A 20688-nucleotide genomic window follows, 5' to 3' on the forward strand; every position below is an offset into this window, starting at 1 on the left:
CAGGGATAATGCCATGTCACTTCTGATTACTATCGATACCAATCCGGACTTCGCACCAAAGAACACCTTGCCTGCTCCGGAACGACTCATTTCGGGCAATCCATCCTTCAAGACCTGGGCGCAGGACGCCTCCAAAGCCGAGAAGGTGCTGACCGGCGTCTGGGAAGCAACGCCCGGCGAGACCCATTCCATCAAAGGCACCACTTACGAGTTCTGCCACATCATCTCGGGTCTCATCGAAATTGAGGAAAAGGGTGGTGAGACCAGGACTTACCGCGGCGGCGACAGCTTCGTGATGAAACCGGGCTTTGTCGGCGTCTGGCGCACGATCGAGACCGTGCGAAAGATCTACGTCAGCGCTTATGACTGAGCGCAATGCTCAGAGCGGTCGAAATCTGGCTTGGCAGAACAATCGACTTTCAAAGTCGCGCCTGACCGGCTTCAGCGCCGTCAGGCAATTCTCGATGAAAAAATGCGGTGTGCGGCCTTTATTGCTCAAATGAGCCGGCTTTGCTCGCCAGTCGCAAATCCAAGAGCGTTCTCGTAGTGCAGACCTGCTCGGTTGGCAAGCAGGAATGGCGGAGTTGGGCCCGAAGGCAAAGGAACATGTAGATGATTGCATTGAAGGACAAGGATCTGTTTCGCCAGCAAGGGCTGATCGGCGGCAATTGGCGAGATGCGAGCGCGAAAGCCACTGCCAATGTCATTGATCCTGCCAGCCAGAACGTCCTTGGTACCATCCCCGATATGGGGCGTAACGAGACTGCGGCTGCAATCAACGCTGCGGCTGATGCGTTCAAAGCTTGGAAGAAGACTACTCATGCAGAACGCGCGGCACTTTTGGAGCGTTGGTATGAGCTGATGCGGCAGCATGAGCAGGATCTGGCGCTCTTGCTGACTCTGGAACAGGGTAAGCCGCTTGCTGAATCGCTCGGAGAAATCCGCTATGGGGCATCCTTCGTAAAATGGTTTGCGGAAGAGACACGCCGGATCAACGGATCGACCATCCCTTCACCCACTGCCGATCGCCGCATTCTGGTGCTGAAAGAGCCGGTAGGCGTCTGCGGGATCATCACCCCCTGGAACTTTCCTAACGCCATGATCACGCGCAAGGTGGCACCTGCGCTTGCTGCGGGCTGCACCGTGGTCATCAAGCCATCTGAATTTACGCCATTTTCGGCGCTCGCGATCGGCGTTCTTGCGCAGCGGGCAGGGATCCCGGCGGGCGTGATTAATATCGTGACGGGCATGCCCGCGGAAATCGGCCAGGAACTGATGGACAATGAAACTGTCCGCAAGATCTCGTTTACCGGGTCGACTCGCGTCGGCGCATTGCTGATGAAAGGCGCCGCCGCCAACATCAAGAAGCTCAGCCTCGAGCTCGGCGGCAACGCGCCGTTCATCGTCTTTGATGATGCCGATGTTGACCGGGCCGTCGAGGGCGCGATTGCGTCGAAGTTTCGTAATGGCGGACAGACCTGCGTTTGCTCCAATCGCATTCTGGTGCAATCCGGCGTTTACGATGCCTTTGCGAAAAGGCTCGCCAGCCGGGTCGCAAAAATGAAGGTCGGTGCCGGCACCGAAGAAGGTGTCGAAATCGGACCAATGATCAATGGCGCGGCGATAGAAAAGATCAAGCGGCACGTCACAGACGCCCTGGACAAAGGCGCGAAGATCATCTCGCAGAGCGAACGTATGCCGGAAGGTCGGCAGTATGCGCGCCCCGTCGTGCTCGGTGAGGCAACGACTGACATGCTCTTGGCCTCAGAAGAGACGTTCGGACCAGTCGCGCCGCTTTTCCGCTTCGAGACGGAGGACGAAGCGATCGCGATCGCGAACGGCACGCCCTTCGGCCTTGCCGCCTACTTCTACACTGAAAACCTCAAGCGCTCGTGGCGCGTTGCCGAGGCGCTGGAATTCGGCATGGTGGGCCTGAACACCGGCCTGATCTCGACCGAGGTCGCGCCGTTCGGCGGTGTAAAGCAGTCCGGGCTGGGGCGCGAAGGATCCCAGCTCGGGATAGATGAATATCTTGAGATCAAAACGCTTCATGTCGGCGGATTGGAATAAGGGGGCGATTCCTGGTTTCAGGAGAGGAATCGAAGGGTTCTCCGATTTTGCGGCGGACCGCATCCGCGCGACAACACCATGATGCCTCGACAGCGAAGTAACACAATTCTGTCGGATGAGTAGTTCGAACACAGAAAAAGGGAGCGGTTGAACCGCCCCCTTTATTCATCACGCAACAGTCTCTACTGAAATTTTCGAAGGTCTACGTGCCGCGAAAGAGCCCGAAAAGGATACGCCTTCACGCACTTCTTCGAAGGGGCTCCAAGCCGACTGCGGCGGCGAGCCCGCCGATGTCAGCGACCTCAGTGTATTCATAGAAGGGATTCGCGGGCTCATGACCGCGGTTCACCCACACCTTGCTCTTGATGCCCAGGTCGTAGGCTGTCATCAGGTCGTAGCGGAAGGAGGATGAGACGTGGGTGATATCTTCCGGACCGCAGCCAAGCTTGTCCAGCATGTATTCAAAGCCTTTCATGTGCGGCTTGTAGGCGCCGGTTTCCTCGGCCGTGATGACCGTGTGGAAGGGCGCGCCGAGCTTCTCGACGTTCGACATGATGAGGTTCTTCATGGAATTCGACAGGATGACCAGCGGAATCTCCCTGGCAACTTTGGCCAGACCCGCCGGGACGTCGGGGTGTGGACCCCATGTGTGGATCTCTTCATTGATGCGCTGGGCATCCTCCGGCCGAAATACGACACCGTTGCGCTTGCACGCGCGCTCTACCGAATTATGCACGACCTCGAAGTATGGCTTCCACGCGCCAAGAACTTCGTCCAGGCGATAGGCGGCGAAATCCTTGATGAAACTTGCCATCGTCGTGGCAGAAAGCTGGGAGCCGTAGACTCGCCTTGCCGCACCGGCCATGTCGAAATTCGTCAGCGTGCCGTAGCAATCGAAAGTGATATATTTCGGTCGGAACTCGGTCATGTCGTGGTATCCTCCAATCCTCTCGGCACCGCGTGCCAGTACGACAAGCATCATAATGAGCATCGCGTAAGATAAAGCGCCGCTTTCGCTGGAGCCGGAAGCAGATTGTGTCGTATCGGCTCGAAGCCTTGGCAGAGAGTTGCGCCAAGCAACCTTTCGAGTTGAACAGCACCGCCACGCGGCGGACGCCGCCGCGGTATAAGATGCGGCGTCGATCAAAAACGAAAGTCAAAACTCCTTTGGCTCAGGCGCAGCTTGGGAGGAACTGCTGTCGTCGATATCCTACTTTGCGTTTCGGGTTGATATGGAGGCCGAAATGTTGAGCAATTCGCTGATCGAGCTGGACCGCGCACATCTGGTTCACCCGGTCTCATCCTATCGCGGTCACGAGGCCTTGGGTGTGCGGGTGTTAAGATCAGCGAAGGGCGCGACCCTGACCGATGCATCGGGACATCAATTGCTCGACGGGTTTGCTGGTCTGTGGTGTGTCAACGTCGGGTACGGACAAGAGAGCATCGTTGAAGCTGCCACGAAGCAGTTGCGCGAGCTGCCTTACGCGACGGGCTATTTCGGGTTGGGCTCCGATCCGGCCATCCGGCTGGCCGCCAGGTTGGCCGAATTGGCGCCTGGCGATCTGAACCATGTTTACTTCACGCTAGGTGGCTCCGATGCCGTCGACAGCACAATCCGATTTATTCGGTACTATTATCATGCCAAGGGTACGCCGCAGAAGGATCAGTTCATTTCCGTCGAGCATGGCTACCACGGATCGTCGACGGCAGGGTCCGGCTTGACCGCGATCCCCGCCTTTCATGCGGGCTTTGGGGTACCTTATAGCTGGCAGCACAAAATTCCGTCGCACTATACCTATCGTAATCCTGTCGGTTCCCATCCTCAGGCTATCATTGCTGCGTCGGTCGCGGCCCTGCGAGCCAAGATCGCCGAACTTGGCGCAGATCGCATTGCGGCTTTTTACGTCGAGCCAATTCAGGGATCAGGGGGTGTCCTCGTGCCACCGCCATCTTGGTTGAAAGCCATGCACGCCGTTTGCAAGGAGAACGATATTTTGTTCGTAGTCGATGAGGTCATCACTGGCTTTGGTCGTGTCGGCCCATTTTTCGCCTGCGAAGAAGACGACGTCGTGCCGGATTTCATGACCACCGCAAAGGGTCTGACGTCGGGCTATGTGCCGATGGGAGCCGTTTTCATGTCCGACCGCGTCTACAACACGATTGCGGACGGAGCCGGCAAGACGGCCGTCGGCCACGGCTACACCTATTCCGCGCATCCCGTCAGTGCAGCGGTCGGGCTCGCGTGCCTGGATCTTTACGAAAATGGCTTGTTGGCAAACGGCCGAAAGGCGGGGCACCGCCTGATGGAAGGCCTTCGCGCGCTTGCCGATCATCCACTTGTCGGCGATGTCCGTGGTCGCGGCATGCTGGCCGCAATCGAGCTCGTCACGGACAAGGAGCGCAAGACGCCCCTGCCGGCGGAAGCTGACGCCGCGCGCCGCATATTCGACCGCGCATGGGACAACGGTCTCGTCATCCGCGCCTTTGCCCAGGGCGTGCTGGGTCTTGCGCCCCCGCTCTGCTGCACGGATGCGGACATCGACGGCATCATCGAACGAACTCGCATGACGCTCGACCAAACCCTCGAAGACAGGGACGTCCGCGCGGCGATGAAAGGATAATCACTGCGCCTGTCATTCCGAGGCCAGAAAAAGCCTGAGCCGTAGCGCCGGCCCGGCGATCTGCCCATGCTCCCCGGGGTGGAGGATTGTTCTTCAGCTATTGAATATGCTTTCGAGAGGCAGATGGGATTTCACGATCGGGGACTTCAGCACGACAAAACTGAAGTATTTGTCGATTCCGATATCCATCTCGACGAGACGTTCCATCAGCGCTTGATATTCGCTGATTCCCGCTGTGATAAACTTCACCAGGTAGTCATATCCGCCCGAAACCAGATGACATTCGACGACCGAATCTATCTTTTCGATGGTCGTGAGAAAGCGCGCGAAATCGATCTGGCGATGATTTTTGAGCGTGATCTCGGCGAACACAGTCAGAGTTTGTCCGAGCTTGGAGACGTCGATCTGGGCGGAATAGCCGGTGATGAAGCCCTCCGTCTGGAGCCTCTTGACGCGCATCAGGCACGGGCTCGGGGAAAGGTTTATCAGCTCTGCGAGCTCGACGTTGGAAGTCCGCCCGTTCTTCTGCAGTTCGCATAAAATCCTGATGTCGATCTTATCGAGCTTCATAGGCAATGCCATGAGATGGGAGCCATAGCGGCGTCAAGGCTTTGAGGCTTCAGCGTCATACGCACTGTCATAGCACCAACCAGCATCCTTTCCCACCGGGCGGAGAGATTGCTTTTCAGAACTCGGCGACCTTGCCCCAGGCACCCGTTTTCAGCCGCTCCGGCCTGTATGGACGCGGGTCGACGATCGGTGCAGTACCAGTAATGATGTCCGCCATCAGGTGCCCTGCGCCGGGACCAATCCCGAAACCGTGTCCGCTGAACCCGGCCGCAAGGATAAAGCCCGGAATCGCCCCCACCTCACCGATGGCGGGAACGCCATCCGGTGTGCTGTCAATATAGCCGGCCCAGACATTGGAGATTGCGACGCGACGGAGTTCAGGCAGCAATTCGCAAGCTCTTTTATGTGTCAGCCGAATCTGCCGCATGTCGGGACGGGGATTAAGTGTCCGGTTCAGCTCCATCGGGGTCGTCTCATCGAGCGCCCACTTCGCCAAGGATTCATGACCTTGGCGCATGCCCTCGAATGCTCCAGGGGCGAGACTGCGCCAGCGGCGAGCAAACATCGGCACGAATTCGCGGGCGAACCTGAATTGCTGCGGCGTTGGATCGACTCGCGCGCGCCCGCTTATCGCCAGCGTGTACCCGCCGCTGCTACGCCGCGTGAGCGACACGACTGCAGTGTGCAGGGCGTCGGGCAGACCCGCCGCGCCAGGAGCCACGGCGAGAATGGACTGGCGCACGGACGCCTGTGGGAAGCGAATGCCGAGCTGGTTGCAGAACGAAGAGGCCCAGGCCCCTCCTGCCATGACCACCGTGTTGGTCCGGATTGTGCCCATTTCGGTCACTACGCCGTTCACCCGGCCGGCACGGAGCTCTATGCCGCGAGCGGCGCAGTGCTGGTGCACCGTGCCGCCCGCCGTCATCATCGCACGCGCGACCACGGGCACAGCCTTCGAAGGGTCTGCCGTTCCGTCGGTTGGAGAGGAGACGCCGCCTTTCCATTTGCGGCCCGTCGCTTTGCCTCTCTCGCTAGCTTCGTTCGTGCTCAACATGTGTGTCGTAACGCCGACCGTCTTTGCAAAATCGCGCCATTTCGCCCAGCAGGTCAGCTCATTCTCGTCATTCGACAGATAGAGAAGCCCGCAGCGGCGGAAGCCCGTGTCTTCCCCGGTCTCCTGTGCTACTCTCTCCCAAAGATCGAGACTCTTGGTGGCGATCGGTAGCTCGCGTGCGTCGCGATTCTGTTGACGGCACCATCCCCAATTGCGACTGGACTGCTCGGCGGCGACACGCCCCTTCTCTAGCAAGGCGACCTTAACGCCGCGGCGGGCGAGATAGTAAGCCGTGAACACGCCCACCACGCCGCCGCCAATGACGACGACGTCAGCCTCTTGAGGCAGAGACGGGCTTGATTCAATATGGATGAGCGGCGCACTCATGAAGCGAGGACTCCCGGCGTTTGACCTATCGTAGCTGAGCATTCGCGGCAGGTGCTCTGCGGGAATTTGTGATTAGACGGAATATTCTGCGGTTTGCCGACTACTGTTCAAGCTATTATTGCGAGAACACGTTGCTCGCGCCCACCTCATTCGCCAAAGCACCAGGGCATCAGGCGTTGAGCGCGTGCAGCCGTGCCGTGCACAAGGCAGGCCGCCTGAGAGTTCTCTCGTCGCGGCGCAGACTGAAATGCCAGATGGCACTTCGTTTTCAGAACTTCCTGCTGCCCATACGGCGCGTTTCGGCGACTCTGGGGTGATTGAAGCAGTCAAACTCGCGAATGCCGGGTCAATGTCGATCAGTGGCAGAAGTTCTAAAGGGACGCTGGATGAGCCTTGTCCAGGAACAGACCTCCACAAGAGCAATCAAGCTGGATGGGACTGTTAGCTCCACGAACTTCGATTCAGTGATCGAGTTGGCCGCTCGTCCGATGTTTTGGCTTGAGCGACAGCTTTTTCCTGTCGAGCACCAAGCTTTGAATCATGTCGCACTCTCCGAACAGGGAATGGCAAAATGAGCGGCGAATTTTCGACCTGTCCGATCGTCGCGGCGGCAACAATGGCCGAAGAGCCAATCCGCAGCAGAATGACCCAACGCCGTTGAAAGGGGAGACTGTTCAAATGGCCTCTGCCTCTCAGGCTGTAGCTTCGGAAGATGTGGCACTCTCGGTGCGCGAACTGACCGTGAGCCTGCCGGCCGGGATGGAGCGGGCTCACGCCGTCGAGAACGTCTCCTTTGATCTGAAGCGGGGTCAGATACTGTGCATCATTGGAGAGTCCGGATCGGGCAAGTCGGTCACAGCCAATGCGATCATGGGGCTTCTGCCCAAGGCGATACGTGTTGCCTCGGGTTCGATCGACCTGAATGGGACCGACATCGTAGCCATCTCGCCCGATAAGCTCCGCAACCTTCGCGGCCGCGTCGTCTCGATGATCTTTCAAGATCCGCTCTCAGCGCTCAATCCGCTGATGACCGTGGGCGCGCAGATCGAGGAAGTGATGGCAGCGCACGACGTTGGGACCGCGAAATCCCGTCGCAGCCGCGCCATAGACTTGTTGGTTGAGGTCGGCCTTCCCGATCCGCAACTCATGTATCACCAGTATCCATTCCGGCTTTCGGGCGGGCAACGGCAGCGGGTGATGATCGCCATGGCTCTGGCTCTTGAGCCCGCGATCCTGATTGCGGACGAGCCGACGACCGCCCTCGACGTGACGACGCAGGCGCAGATCCTCAAACTGATCCGCGACATTCAGCGCCGCAAGGGAATGAGCGTGATGTTCATCACCCATGACTTTGGAGTCGTGGCGGAGATTGCCGATTCCGTTGTGGTGATGGAGAAGGGTCATTGCGTGGAGCAAGGCAGTGCCGAGCAGGTGCTCAAGTCGCCCAGTCACCTCTATACGCGCCGCCTGATCGCGGCCGTGCCGCACCTGACCGGCAAGGACCGCAATCCCTTGGAAGCCGCCGACAGGGCGTCAATCCTGAAGGTCGAGTGTCTGGTCAAGACCTATCGTAGCGGCAGTGCGCTTTTCCGTACGCAGCGCATCGTGCCTGCGGTCAATGGTGTCTCGTTCGATCTCACGCAGGGCCGCACGCTAGGCGTTGTCGGAGAAAGCGGTTCGGGCAAATCGTCGCTCGGGCGGCTGCTGATCAAGCTCATGGAGAGCGACGGTGGCTCGATTTTCTTCGAAGGCCGCGACGTCGCCCGGCTTACCGAGGCCGAGTTTAGGCCGCTAAGGCCAAAAATCCAGATGATCTTCCAGGATCCTTTTGCGTCGCTCAACCCGCGCTCGACGGTCGGGCAAATTCTCACAGTCGGGCCGGTCGCGCATGGCGTGCCGCACAGAGAGGCTGGTGAGCGGGCGCGGGAGCTTCTGTCCCATGTCGGCCTGGATTCAGGCGCCTTCGACCGCTATCCGCACGAATTTTCCGGCGGTCAGCGCCAGCGCGTCGGCATCGCCCGTGCGCTGATGTTCAAACCACAACTGCTGATCGCCGACGAAGCCGTCTCCGCGCTTGATGTCTCGATCCAGGCCCAAATCCTGAAGCTGCTGGATCAGATTCAGCGGGAGACCGGCGTCTCGATGATCTTCATCACGCATGATTTGCGCGTTGCCAGCCAGATTTGCGATGAGATCGCCGTCATGCATCGAGGACAGATCATCGAACGCGGACCGCCGTCGCAGATCTTCCTGGACCCGAAATCCGCCTACACGCGCGAGCTCGTCGCTGCCATCCCCGGCGAGCAGCCAAGGGGCGCTCGCGCGCTCGCGGGAGTCAATGAATACCGGCGGGACACAGCCAAGAACGAGGAGAGGTCATGACGGAAGCCTATTTTGACTCGAGCTATTCACGGCGCAATGCACTTCGATTGATGGTGGCCGGGGCTGCCGGCCTCGCTGCACCAGGCCTGTTGGGTACGCCCGCCTTCGCTCAGAAGGCCCCCGCCAAACCGAGCGGTCGCATCGTCGTCGGACTTGGACAAGAGCCGACCGTCTTCAATCCGCTGATGGCGCACATTGAAGTCGATGATGGTGTGCATTTCTCGGTTTTCGACGCGCTCTTCCGGATCGACCCAAAGGGTGAGATTGAGCCCAACCTTGCCGTCGAAGTACCGAACCAGAAGAACGGCGGCATTTCGGAGGACGGCCTCAAATGGCGCATCCGTCTGCGTGACGGTGTGCGCTGGCACGACGGCAAACCCTTCACGGCCGAGGATGTGAAATTCACCCTCGAACTGATCACCAATCCCGCCTTCCGGAGTTGGCGCACAGCTGGCCATGCCCTCGTGCGCGACATCACGGTGATCTCGCCCACGGAGATCTCGTGGCGAATGGAACAGGTTTTTGCGCCTTATCTTTCGTTCCTGACCGAAACCTTCATCGTGCCCAAGCACATCCTCGAGAAGGAGGCCAATCCAAACAACGCCGCCTTCAACCAGGCGCCGGTCGGCACCGGCGCATTCAAATGGGGTAAGCGGGTTGCAGGCGATCATCTCGAACTCGTGGCTAACCCCGAATATTTCGGAGAAGGCCCACACATCGAGAAGCTGATCTTCAAATACATTCCCGATCTCACCGTCCTCTACACTCAGTTCAAGAGCGGTGATGTGGACCTGATGGGGCAGCCGTACATCACAGCTGATCATTACGAGGAAGCCAAGGCGCTGGCGAACCGAGTGGTGACACTGGTCCCAAAGGCTTCATTCGAGTCCTTTTACCTGAATTTGGAGCGTCCACAGTTCAAGGAACTTGCAGTCCGTGAGGCGCTCTACGCAGCCATCGACAAGGAATCGATCATCCAGGGGCTCTATTACGGCGTGCCGACTCCGACGGAGACCTTCATGCCGAGGCAGTCCACCTACTATAACCCCAATCTTCCGGCACACGCATACAATCTGGACCGCGCGCGCCAGATCCTCGACCAAGCCGGCTGGGCGCCCGGGCGGGATGGCGTTCGTGCCAAAAGCGGCGTCCGTCTGTCCTTTGCCAGCTCGACCACGTCAGGCGATCCGCTTCGCGAGCAGGTGCAGCAGTTCTTGCAGCAGACATTTGCTCAGTTGGGCGTCGAGATGAAGATATCGAACTTGCCCGCCGCGGTGATGTGGGGCGAGTTCTGGCAGCAATCGCAATTCGATTCCGTGATCGTCGGCAGCACGTATCTGATCGGCGCCGACCCGGACGTGACCAATCGCTTGCACTCGCGTGCGATTGCAGCGAAGGGCGGGCGTGGTTCGAATAATGCGCAGTATTCAAATCCAGAGGTCGATGCCTTGCTCGACCAAGGCGCTCGCAGCTTCGATCCGGACGCGCGGCGCTCGATCTACCGTCGCGTACAAGAGCTCGTTCGCCGCGACCTGCCCTTCCTGCCGCTGTACCAGACCAATTCGGTCCAGGGTAACAAGAAGGGCATTTCCGGCGTCGTGCCGAACGTCAACACGCGCACCGAATCCTGGAACGCGCTGGCTTGGTCTTGGGCGAGTTGACGTATCGCCGCCCGAGGCCCGTATAGGCGCAGGGCGGCGCCTAGGCGCTGTCAAGCTAACATGGAGACTCGAATGCCCGGGTTCCTGCTTAATCGCTTTTCGCAAAGCATCGTGCTGTTGGTGATCGTCTCGATCATCGGCTTCACGGTGCTCAACTTCATGCCGGGCGGTCCTCTCGCGCAGTTCGGGCTGGATCCCGGCATGACCCAGAAGGACATTGAGCGACTGGCAGAGCAGCTCGGGCTGAACCGGCCGTTGTGGATTCAGTATTTTGATTGGGCCTGGCGGTTGGTTCAGGGCGACTGGGGTCACTCTTTCCGCGACGGAACGCCGGTGCTGGCGGTGATTGGGCGTCACCTCTTCGCTACGCTGCTGCTGATGGGGACTTCCACGGCACTGGCCATCGCCCTTGGTTCCTGGATCGGGATCCGCGGTGCCACCCACCGCTATTCCCTGTTCGATTATTGCGCGACGATTGGCGCCATGGTCGCGCTGTCGGTCCCGACCTTCTGGTTCGGCCTCGTCGGCATCTATATCTTCACGTTGAAGCTCGGTTGGGTGCCTGCAGGGAACATGTACACGATCGGCGACGGATCGGTGCTGGACTACTTGCATCACCTGATCTTGCCAAGCTTGGTGTTGTCGCTGGTCCATGTCGCGGTCTGGAGCCGCTACATGCGCACCGCGACCCTTGATGCGCTGAGCCAGGATTTCGTCAAGACGGCTCGTGCCAAGGGCCTAAGTGAGCGCCGCATCCTGCTGAAGCATGTCGCCGGCAATGCGCTGTTGCCGATGATCACCCTGGCTGGGGTGCAGTTGCCGAGCATTCTGACCGGCGCGTTGGTCACTGAGACCATCTTTACCTGGCCGGGAATGGGGCGGCTGTTTCTCGACAGCCTCGGCTACAGTGACTATCCGATGGTCATGGGGCTGTTGATATTCTCAGCCATCCTTGTCGTGCTGGGCAATCTCGTCGCAGACATCCTTGTCGCACTCGTCGATCCGCGCATTCGTCTCAGCTGAAGACGCCGGTTCGTGCCGTCAACAGGAGTCCCCCGTTATGACTGACATCTCCGCCCACCTCCCTCCAATTCGCTGGTGGCACAGCCGCGGGGTGCGCCGGTTCATGCGACACCATCTGGCGCTGCTCGGGTTCGCGATGATCGCCCTGCTCGTGTTGGCGTGCGTCGTGGGCCCCTACGCCTTGCCTTACGATTCGCTCTATATAGATCTGCGCGCCCGCTTTGCTCCTCCCTTGAGCGGTCATCATTATTTCGGCACCGACCCGTTGGGGCGAGACTTGGCCGTGCGACTCTTGATGGCCGGGCGTGTCTCGCTACTGGTGGGATTCTCCGCGATGTTGTTGTCAACGCTGATCGGAACGCTCGTCGGCGTGACCGCAGGCTATCGCGGGGGCTGGATCGGAGCCGCGCTGATGCGCACGGTGGATGGCTTTCTTTCCTTCCCCTCGATTTTCCTCGTGCTGGCGTTGGCCGCGACGCTCCGGCCCAGCCCGATGATGATCACTGTCATCATTGCTGTCACGAGCTGGATGGAGGTTGCCAGGATCGTCGAAGCCGAGGTCCGTTCGCTGCGCGAGCGCGAGTTTGTCCAGGCCGCGCGCATGGTCGGTCTGAGCGGCAGGCACATCATGCTTCGCGAAATTCTGCCCAATGCCACGGGTCCGATCATCGTGGCCGCAAGCCTCACCGTCGCCCGTGCGATTCTTCTGGAGGCCTATATCAGTTTCCTTGGTTACGGCATCCAACCACCGCTGCCCAGCTGGGGCAATCTGCTCAACGGCGCCCAGCAATATCTGGCCAGCGCTCCCTGGCTTGCCATCATTCCAGGCGCTGCGATTACGATCGCAGTGACCAGCTTCAACTTCATCGGCGACGGGCTGCGCGATGCGCTTGACGTTAGAGATGACCACATTTGACGGCTTGAGCCCAGGTGGCAGGCAGCGGACAGCGTTGAAGGCTATCCAGCAGAACCTCTTGATAGCGTAGACGTCGCAAGCATCGCGTTGGCTGATCAGAATCCGTCTTGTCAGTAATCCAAGGCCACTTTTAACACACGAGAAGTCAGCGACATGCACGAGCCCAGAGCCGCAGAGAAGGACACGCCCTATTGGTGGGAAGCCGCACCACTTAGGTCGCTGCCTCAACAGACTCTTCCCAAGAAACTTGACGTGCTGATCGTGGGCGCTGGCTATGCCTCTCTTTCGGCCGGGCTGGTGCTGGCGCGCGAGGGACGCTCGGTTGCGGCCTTTGACGCGATGAGTCCGGGCGAGGGAGCCTCGACGCGCAACGGTGGAATAACCAGCGCGAGCATACGGCCGGATTACGCCGCGATCTCCCGACGCTTCGGCGCAGACAAGGCGCTGGCAATCGAGGCGGAAGGCAAGATCGCCCGCGAGTTCCTTTACGATTTCATCAAGACCGAGGGGCTTGCCTGCGATTTCCAGCTGGTCGGGCAGTTCAAGGGCGCGTTCGGATATGAGCAGTACGACACGATGGCGCGTAGCGCGGAAGTATTAGCGAAGAGGCTGCGGATCGAGTCTCACGCCGTACCTTATGCCGAGCAGCACAGCTACATCGGCACCGATGTCTACCGGGGTGGAACAGTCCGGATGGATATCGGAGGGCTACAACCGGCGAAGTTTCACGCTGAACTGCTTCGCGTGGCGCTCGCTTCGGGCGTCGCGGTTCATGCGGATACGCCCGTCATCTCCATCGAGAGAGATGGTTCCGGATTCCGTATCGTGACCTCGGCCGGTTCGGTGCAGGCGCGTCAGGTGCTGGTTTGCACGAATGGCTATACTGATAGCGCCGTTCCCTTCCTGCGCCGCAGGCTGGTCCCGGTTCGCAGCCGGATCATTGCAACCGAGGAGCTCGCACCTGACGTCATGGCGCGGCTGATGCCCAAACGCATGATGATGACCGAGAACCGCCAGGTCGGGTTCTATTACCGCCCATCGCCCGACGGCAAACGTATCCTGTTAGGGGGGCGCGACAGCTCTCGTGTCGGTAACCCGGTGGCTCCAAAGCTCCTGCTGCGCAAGGGGTTGGTGAACCTTTTCCCCGAACTCGAGAATGTTCACCTTTCGCACAGCTGGTTCGGCAATGTGGCGATGAATCGCGACATGCTCCCGCGCATCTTCGAAGAGGACGGTGTGGTTTATGCCACTGGCTTCTGCGGTTCAGGCGTCGTCTGGGCGCCTTGGATCGGGATGCACGCGGCCCACAAGCTGATCGGAAACCACGAACGGGCGCGCACCGCCTTTGACTTCCGTCCGCCGGACTCCATCCCGCTCTATCGTGGCGATCCCTGGTTCATGCCCGCCATGATCTGGGGATATCGGATGCAGGATCGTTTTGCGCTGTGGCGCGACCGCCGCTGACGGCTGGAAACTCCATCGGGCATTCCCAAAGGTACAACTCAGGTCATGGAGCTGGCGGCACTGCCGCCTCTCGAAAGAAGAGCATCGATGCACTACGTATCCACGCGCGGACATTCAGGTCGCAGACAGTTCTGCGAAACATTGCTTGAAGGCCTCGCCGAGGATGGCGGGCTGTACGTACCTGAGACCTACCCGCGTGTGGACGCCGCTACATTGGATGCGTGGCGTGCCTTGTCCTATCCCAGCCTGGCCTTCGAGGTCCTGTCGCTCTACGTCAGCGATATTCCGCCCGCTGACCTGAAGGCAATCTGCGAAAAGACCTACACGCCCGAGATCTTTGGAACCTCGAGCATCGTTCCGCTTCGAAAGCTCGAGACGCGGCTTTACCTCCAGGAATTGTCGAACGGTCCTACGCTGGCGTTCAAGGACGTGGCCATGCAGTTGCTCGGCAATCTGCTCGAGTACGAACTGGCACGGCGGCACGACGAATTGAACATTCTTGGGGCGACCAGTGGCGACACCGGGAGCGCTGCGGAATACGCAATGCGCGGCAAGAAAGGGGTGCGGGTCTTCATGATGTCGCCCCTCGGACGGATGAGCTCCTTTCAGCAAGCTCAGATGTTCAGCCTGCAGGACGACAACATCCACAACATCGCCATAGATGGCGTGTTCGACGACTGCCAAGACATCGTCAAATGTGTGTCCAGCGATCTGGAATTCAAACGACGATATAAGATAGGTGCGGTGAATTCGATCAACTGGGCCCGACTGGTCGCGCAGGTCGTCTATTACTTCTCCGGCTATTTTCAAGTCTCCGAAGGGAGGTCAGCAGGCGTTGACTTTTCCGTGCCTTCAGGAAACTTCGGAAACATCTGCGCTGGTCATGTTGCGCGCATGATGGGACTTCCAATATCCCGTCTCGTCCTTGCGACCAACGAAAACGACGTGCTCGACGAGTTTTTCCGCAGCGGCATTTATCGCGTCAGAAGCCGAGCTGACACGCTTGAAACATCGAGTCCTTCCATGGACATCTCCAAGGCGTCAAATCTCGAGCGTTTCGTGTTCGACTTGCTCGGTCGCGACGCCCGTCGGACGAAATCGCTGTTTGAGAACCAACTTTGGGAATGCGGTTCGTTTGACCTCAGCGGTGATCCCAGCTTCGTAACGGCGGCGGCGCGTTTCGGATTCCGCAGCGGCAGGAGCACTCATGCCGATCGACTGGCGACGATCCGTGACACGTGGGAGCGCTACAACACAATGATCGATCCTCACACTGCGGATGGTGTGACGGTCGGGCGCATGCATGCGAGCCCCGAGACGCCGATGCTTGTGCTCGAAACTGCACAGCCAATCAAATTCGCTACGACGATCAAGGAAGCGTTAGGCCGGCAACCAGATCGTCCGCAACGGTTCGATGGACTAGAAGGGCTGCCGAGGCGAGTCAAAGTCCTTCCCCCGAATGCACAAGCTATAAAGAACTACATTGCGGACATCACGCAGGGTGCAACCTGTTGAAGGGTCGATTCCGGATCGAAGAGTGTTTCAGCCGTGGCTGTATTTACGGTGCTGTCACCCGACGAGGTCGCAGCGTTCGTTCAAGCGCGCTATCGGAGCGATCCGCGGTTGATGCCCGGTATCGTTCCGGGCCATCGGATGCCGGAACGGGATCGCGCTGCGGCGTGGCGAGACGCTGACAGCACATCGTCCCTTCTATCGGATCATCAATGCAATTCCCTGCCGAACTCTGCGTCAGCCTGATCGCGTAATGCTGTCGCAGCCAAGATACGCTGCAATTCGCGGGAACATCGTCAGATGGACCTCGCCGTGTCAGGCACTGACGATTAGTCCGCTAACCCAAGCATGAGACGTCGACGCATCATGGCAACCGAAGCTACCCAAGCCGGAGAACGCGAGATTGAAGACGTGGCCCTAGTCCCTTTCGCGAGAGCGCATCTGAAAGGTGCCTTGAAGCTCTCGCAGGAGATGTCTTGGCCGTATCTGCTCAAGGATTGGGAATTTGCGCTGCAGCTTGGCCGCGGTTTCGTGGTGACGAGTGCGGGTGCTGTGGTGGGGACCGCGCTGTGGTGGCCTTACGGCGACACCCATGCTTCCGCCGGAATGGTCATCGTCTCGAAAGCCGTTCAGGGACGGGGGTACGGGGCCCGGCTGATGGACGCGCTGCTCGCGGCGGCACGACCACGAATCGTCACGCTGAATTCGACCGCCGAAGGCCTTGCGCTTTACGCACGCCGCGGCTTCGCCAGCATCGGCATGCTGCACCAGCATCATGGCGTTCCTGGCCAGGGCCGCGACATGCCGCCGGTCGGAAACGTCAGAGCGATGGTTCCGTCGGACTTCGAGGCCATAGTCGGTCTCGATCACGAGGCCACCGGCTGGATGAGGCGCGAGATGCTGAACCGGCTGATCGAGGTCGGTTGCGGCTATGTCCTGCTGCGTGACGGCATACCCCGCGGCTACGCCATTTCCCGTCTCTTCGGCCGCGGGCATGTCATCGGCCCTGTGATCGCCGAAAGCCCGACCGATGCGCGCGCATTGATCGAGGCCGCGCTCGCGCCCCTCGGGAGTGTTTTCGTCCGGATCGACACCTCCGCCTCCTCGCAACTCGGTGACTGGCTTGGAAACATCGGCCTGCAGAAGGTCAGCGACGCCACCACCATGGTCTTGGGGACGCAGATGCCATGGACCGGGCCGGCGCGCACGTTCGCGGTCGCCAACCAGTCGTTCGGCTAGGAGACCTTGAGATGCAACGCCCCGATATGCGCCGGACGGATAGCCAGAACGCCGCGCCACGCGAGATAACCGCGACGGTCGGCGCACTGGCGACGCCGGCCCTCCTGCTCGACAAAGACCGGCTGGATCGCAATCTCGCCCGTCTGTCCTCTCGTATGGCCGCGGCTGGCGTCGTGCTGCGCCCCCATATGAAAACCGCGAAATCCATCGAGGTTGCCCAGCGCGCCTATCCCTCCGGGCCGGGGCCGATCACGGTCTCCACCTTGGCGGAGGCTGAGTACTTCGCGCAGTACGGTTTCCGTGACGTGACATATGCCGTCGGCGTGGCACCGCACACCGCTGAAAGGGCGATGCGTCTCCGCAAAGCCGGCGTTGACCTTAAGGTGCTGCTCGATTCGCCTGAACAGGCGGCGATGTTGGGCACGGCAGCGCGTGCCGCCGGCGTGACGCCCTCCGCCTTCATCGAGATCGACTGCGACGGCCATCGCGGCGGGCTGACCGCCACCGATCCCAAGCTCATCGCCGTCGCGGCGGCCCTGGCCGAGGCCGGCGTCACGCTCGCCGGCATTCTCACCCATGCCGGCGAATCCTACAGCCTTTGCTCGTCCGATGCCCTCGTCGCGGCCGCAGAGAACGAAAGGGCCGTGGCCGTGGCGGCCGCGGAGACATTGCGGGCGGCGGGGCATGAATGCCCGGTCGTAAGTGTCGGTTCGACGCCGACCGCCCATTTCGCCGAAGGCCTGACCGGCGTCACGGAGATGCGGGCCGGCGTCTACATGTTCTTCGATCTGGTGATGCACGGCGTCGGTGTCTGCACGACCGACGACATCGCGATCTCGGTTCTCGCCACCGTCATCGGCACGAAGCCGGAGAAGGGATGGATTTTGGTCGATGCGGGCTGGATGGCACTGTCACGTGATCGCGGCACCGCGGCGCAGCGGGTCGACCAAGGTTACGGTCTCGTCTGCGATCTGTCCGGCCAACTCTATCCGAATCTGATCGTCGCGCAGGCGAGCCAGGAGCACGGCATCCTCGCCATAAGGTCCAGATCGGCTGCAGCCCTCCCGCATATCCCGATCGGCGCGAAGGTCAGGATTCTGCCCAATCATGCCTGCGCGACGGCGTCACAGCACGAACTTTACAATGTCATCTCGGCGGGAAGTGACGCAATCGAAGCTCAGTGGCCGCGGATGCGCGGCTGGTAGATCTGAAACAGAATCGGGCGGCGATTTGCGCATGCCCAGCTTCCGCTGGTCGGCGTCTATTACCGGATCAAGGATCGCTTCCAATGACCTCGGCCGTTCGACACCTGACGGAAGCCGGCTTCCTCGGCAAATTTTACATCGACGGAGAATGGCGGAAGCCGACAGGGTTGGCGACGGCGATCGTCGTCAATCCGGCGATCGAGCAGCCGGTCGCAGAAATCGCGCTCGGCGATGACGAGGATGTAGACTGCGCGGTCGTAGCCGCGAGAAAAGCCTTTACCGGCTGGTCCCGTAAGCCGGCTGCCGAGCGGGCGGCGCTGCTCGACCGGGTTCACGGTTTGCTTCTCGATAGACTGGAGCTGTTTGCGCAGGCCATCACGTGCGAGATGGGGGCCGCCATCACTTACGCGCGCCGCGCCCAGGTGCCGCTCGCTGCCGAACATATCCGCGTCGCGCGTGACAATCTCGCGACCTATCCGTTCATCGCCACGCGCGGCAGCACCGCGATTATGCGCGAGGCAATCGGCGTCTGTGGTCTTATCACCCCCTGGAATTGGCCCCTCTACCAGATTACGGCCAAGGTCGCTCCGGCGCTGGCAGCTGGCTGCACGGTGGTGTTGAAGCCGAGCGAACTTTCGCCGCTGAGTGCCCTGTTGTTCGCCAAGGTGATGGACGATGCCGGCTGTCCGCCCGGCGTCTTCAACCTCGTCAACGGGACAGGTCCAGTCGTGGGGACCGGTCTGGCGTCGCATCCGCAAGTCGACATGATCTCGATCACCGGCTCGACGCGGGCAGGCGTTCTCGTCGCGCAAGCAGCGGCGCCCACCGTCAAGCGCGTCGCACAGGAGCTCGGCGGCAAGTCACCGAACATCATCTTGCCGGATGCGGATTTGAGCCGGGCTGTTCCGCTCGGTGTCGCCGCCGCCTTCCGCAATCTCGGCCAATCCTGCAGCGCACCGACGCGTATGCTTGTGTCCCGCTCACAGATGGCAAAGGTCGAGATCCTGGCGGCGGCGGCCGCTTCTGAATTGGTGGTCGGCGATCCGCTTGCGGAAAGCACGACCCATGGTCCGATCGCCAACCCGCCGCAGTTCGAGCGTATCCAGGCCATGATCGGCATCGGCCTGGAGGAAGGCGCCAAGCTTGTCATTGGCGGGCCGGGGCGGCCCAACGACCTTCAGGTCGGCCTCTATGCGCGGCCGACCATCTTCTCGAACGTCAATCGCGACATGAGAATTGCGCAGGAGGAGATCTTCGGCCCGGTGCTGTCGATCATTCCCTACGATAGGGTCGACGAGGCGGTCGAGATTGCCAACGATACCGTCTACGGCCTCGGCGCGCATGTGCAGGGCACGGATATTGAAACGATGCAGGCGGTCGCCGGGCAGATCCGGTCTGGTCAAGTTCATCTCAACTATCCCGACTGGGACCCGAACGCACCTTTTGGCGGATACAAGCGTTCCGGAAACGGCAGGGAATACGGCCGCGAGGGCATGGAAGAATATCTCGAGACCAAGGCCGTTCTCGGATTCTATCGATGAAATTCATCTCGGAAAGCGAATCGGCTTCCGCTGACGCGGAAGTGTTTCCGGCGGTGATCGCACACGCGTCGAATCGACGAACACCTTCTCAAGTCGGGTTCAACGCCTGATAGCGCCGAGCCCTTGAGGAGCGCGAAGTTGAATCATTAGATCAGATTGCACTGTTCCTGCAGCCATGAAGCAAGATAGTTCGCTTTCCCAGACAGTTCAGTTTCTCCCGCCCAGATGAGGCCATAGTGGCTTTCGTCCGGATCGAAACCGGCAGGTGCGATGAGCCGCCCTCTATCTACGTCGTCCGTTGCAAGGACCCGCGGGCTGAGGGCAACGCCCAATCCCGCCAATGCTGCTTCGACGATGAGGAAGTGGTGATCGTAGAAGCGTATCTCCGCGGGGCGCCGCACCGACGGGTGGGTGGAAAGCCATCGCGACCAAGCGTCCGCCCGAGTCTTCGAACCTAGGGCGATGTAGTTTCCTGAGGCAAACACCGCTGCGAGCTGAGGGCTCATGACCGGTCCTACCCTTTCAGGAAAAAGGCGCCGGACGTGCCACGCCTCTGGGAGCGCAAAGTCGAGCCGACGTATAGCCAGATCGATCCGATCGCGGCGAAACTCGACGGGGCCGCCGGCGACTGACAGATGTAGAGCGATGTCGGGATGGACGGCCTGAAAGCTTGCAAGCCGTGGAATAAGCCAGCGCATAGCGACTGAAGGCTCGCATGAGAGAACGAGGGAGTTCTGCTGTGCGTTGGCAGCACGCAAGCTCTCAACGGTTGTCGCCAGCTCGGTGAAGAAACGGCCGAGTGTGAGGTTGAGCACTTCTCCAGAGGCAGTGAGACTCAAGCCACGTCCGCTTTTTTCGAAGAGTTTGAAGCCAAGGTCTTCCGACAGTTTGGTGATACGGCGACTCACAGCCCCATGGGTCAAGGCAAGGCTGTTCGCGGCAAGCCGAACCGACCCCAGCCGCGCAGCGGTCTCGAACGCACGCAAGTCGTCCAATGAAGGTATTTCTGATCGCCTCATTGGTGATCTCATATCACCAATGTA

Annotated in this window: 16 protein-coding genes; 12 read left to right on the top strand and 4 right to left on the bottom strand. The window is 60.2% G+C overall.

Features of this window, described 5'->3' with window-relative positions; genetic code table 11:
• The first annotated feature begins 13 nt into the window (after positions 1–13).
• On the top strand, positions 14–370 hold the full coding sequence (locus tag IVB54_RS03665) for a cupin domain-containing protein (RefSeq protein ID WP_018453184.1): 357 nt from the start codon (positions 14–16) through the stop codon (positions 368–370).
• Positions 371–612: 242 nt separating this feature from the next.
• On the top strand, positions 613–2070 hold the full coding sequence (locus IVB54_RS03670; protein WP_018453185.1) for an NAD-dependent succinate-semialdehyde dehydrogenase: 1458 nt from the start codon (positions 613–615) through the stop codon (positions 2068–2070).
• 238 nt (positions 2071–2308) lie between these two features.
• On the opposite strand, the gene IVB54_RS03675 is transcribed toward IVB54_RS03670, so the two are convergent.
• Complete coding sequence (locus IVB54_RS03675) at positions 2309–2998, bottom strand: haloacid dehalogenase type II (RefSeq protein WP_018453186.1); 690 nt, start codon at positions 2996–2998, stop codon at positions 2309–2311.
• Between the two features lie 316 nt (positions 2999–3314).
• Between IVB54_RS03675 and IVB54_RS03680 the strand changes: the two genes are divergently transcribed.
• Positions 3315–4691 carry an aspartate aminotransferase family protein gene (locus IVB54_RS03680; protein ID WP_026232478.1) on the top strand — a complete coding sequence of 459 codons (1377 nt, stop codon included), beginning with the start codon at positions 3315–3317 and terminating at the stop codon, positions 4689–4691.
• Between the two features lie 93 nt (positions 4692–4784).
• Here the strand turns inward: IVB54_RS03680 and IVB54_RS03685 are convergent, their stop codons facing one another.
• Positions 4785–5261: an Lrp/AsnC family transcriptional regulator gene (locus IVB54_RS03685; RefSeq protein ID WP_018453188.1), complete on the bottom strand. Its 477-nt coding sequence runs from the start codon at positions 5259–5261 to the stop codon at positions 4785–4787.
• Positions 5262–5376: 115 nt separating this feature from the next.
• The gene (locus IVB54_RS03690; protein WP_247299260.1) at positions 5377–6702 is read right to left on the bottom strand and encodes an FAD-binding oxidoreductase; all 1326 of its coding nucleotides are present in this window, start codon (positions 6700–6702) and stop codon (positions 5377–5379) included.
• Positions 6703–7380: 678 nt separating this feature from the next.
• On the opposite strand from IVB54_RS03690, the gene IVB54_RS03695 reads away from it, so the two are divergent.
• The 9 genes from IVB54_RS03695 to IVB54_RS03735 all read left to right on the top strand — a co-directional run bounded on the left by IVB54_RS03695 (position 7381) and on the right by IVB54_RS03735 (position 19645).
• Complete coding sequence (locus tag IVB54_RS03695) at positions 7381–9084, top strand: ABC transporter ATP-binding protein (RefSeq protein WP_039798616.1); 1704 nt, start codon at positions 7381–7383, stop codon at positions 9082–9084.
• Positions 9081–10745 (top strand): peptide ABC transporter substrate-binding protein, encoded by a 1665-nt coding sequence (locus IVB54_RS03700; RefSeq protein WP_085361104.1) that lies wholly within the window; start codon positions 9081–9083, stop codon positions 10743–10745. The genes IVB54_RS03695 and IVB54_RS03700 overlap by 4 nt, the downstream gene beginning before the upstream one ends.
• A gap of 72 nt (positions 10746–10817) precedes the next feature.
• Positions 10818–11768, top strand: coding sequence for an ABC transporter permease (locus tag IVB54_RS03705; protein ID WP_247777073.1), 951 nt, complete (start codon positions 10818–10820; stop codon positions 11766–11768).
• 37 nt (positions 11769–11805) lie between these two features.
• Positions 11806–12684, top strand: coding sequence for an ABC transporter permease (locus tag IVB54_RS03710; protein ID WP_026232479.1), 879 nt, complete (start codon positions 11806–11808; stop codon positions 12682–12684).
• Positions 12685–12837: 153 nt separating this feature from the next.
• Positions 12838–14148: an FAD-binding oxidoreductase gene (locus tag IVB54_RS03715; RefSeq protein ID WP_026232480.1), complete on the top strand. Its 1311-nt coding sequence runs from the start codon at positions 12838–12840 to the stop codon at positions 14146–14148.
• 87 nt (positions 14149–14235) lie between these two features.
• Positions 14236–15663 carry a threonine synthase gene (gene thrC, locus IVB54_RS03720; RefSeq protein WP_247360895.1) on the top strand — a complete coding sequence of 476 codons (1428 nt, stop codon included), beginning with the start codon at positions 14236–14238 and terminating at the stop codon, positions 15661–15663.
• Positions 15664–16071: 408 nt separating this feature from the next.
• Entirely contained in the window at positions 16072–16899 is an 828-nt protein-coding gene (locus IVB54_RS03725; RefSeq protein ID WP_247452354.1) for a GNAT family N-acetyltransferase, read from the top strand.
• A gap of 11 nt (positions 16900–16910) precedes the next feature.
• Positions 16911–18104, top strand: a complete 1194-nt coding sequence (locus IVB54_RS03730; RefSeq protein WP_198293338.1) for an alanine racemase — start codon at positions 16911–16913, stop codon at positions 18102–18104.
• Positions 18105–18187: 83 nt separating this feature from the next.
• Complete coding sequence (locus IVB54_RS03735; RefSeq protein ID WP_018453200.1) at positions 18188–19645, top strand: aldehyde dehydrogenase family protein; 1458 nt, start codon at positions 18188–18190, stop codon at positions 19643–19645.
• Between the two features lie 146 nt (positions 19646–19791).
• Here the strand turns inward: IVB54_RS03735 and IVB54_RS03740 are convergent, their stop codons facing one another.
• Positions 19792–20664 carry a LysR family transcriptional regulator gene (locus IVB54_RS03740; protein ID WP_026232483.1) on the bottom strand — a complete coding sequence of 291 codons (873 nt, stop codon included), beginning with the start codon at positions 20662–20664 and terminating at the stop codon, positions 19792–19794.
• Positions 20665–20688 lie beyond the last annotated feature (24 nt).

The organism is Bradyrhizobium sp. CW1 (assembly GCF_023100665.1).
Taxonomy (GTDB): domain Bacteria; phylum Pseudomonadota; class Alphaproteobacteria; order Rhizobiales; family Xanthobacteraceae; genus Bradyrhizobium; species Bradyrhizobium canariense_D.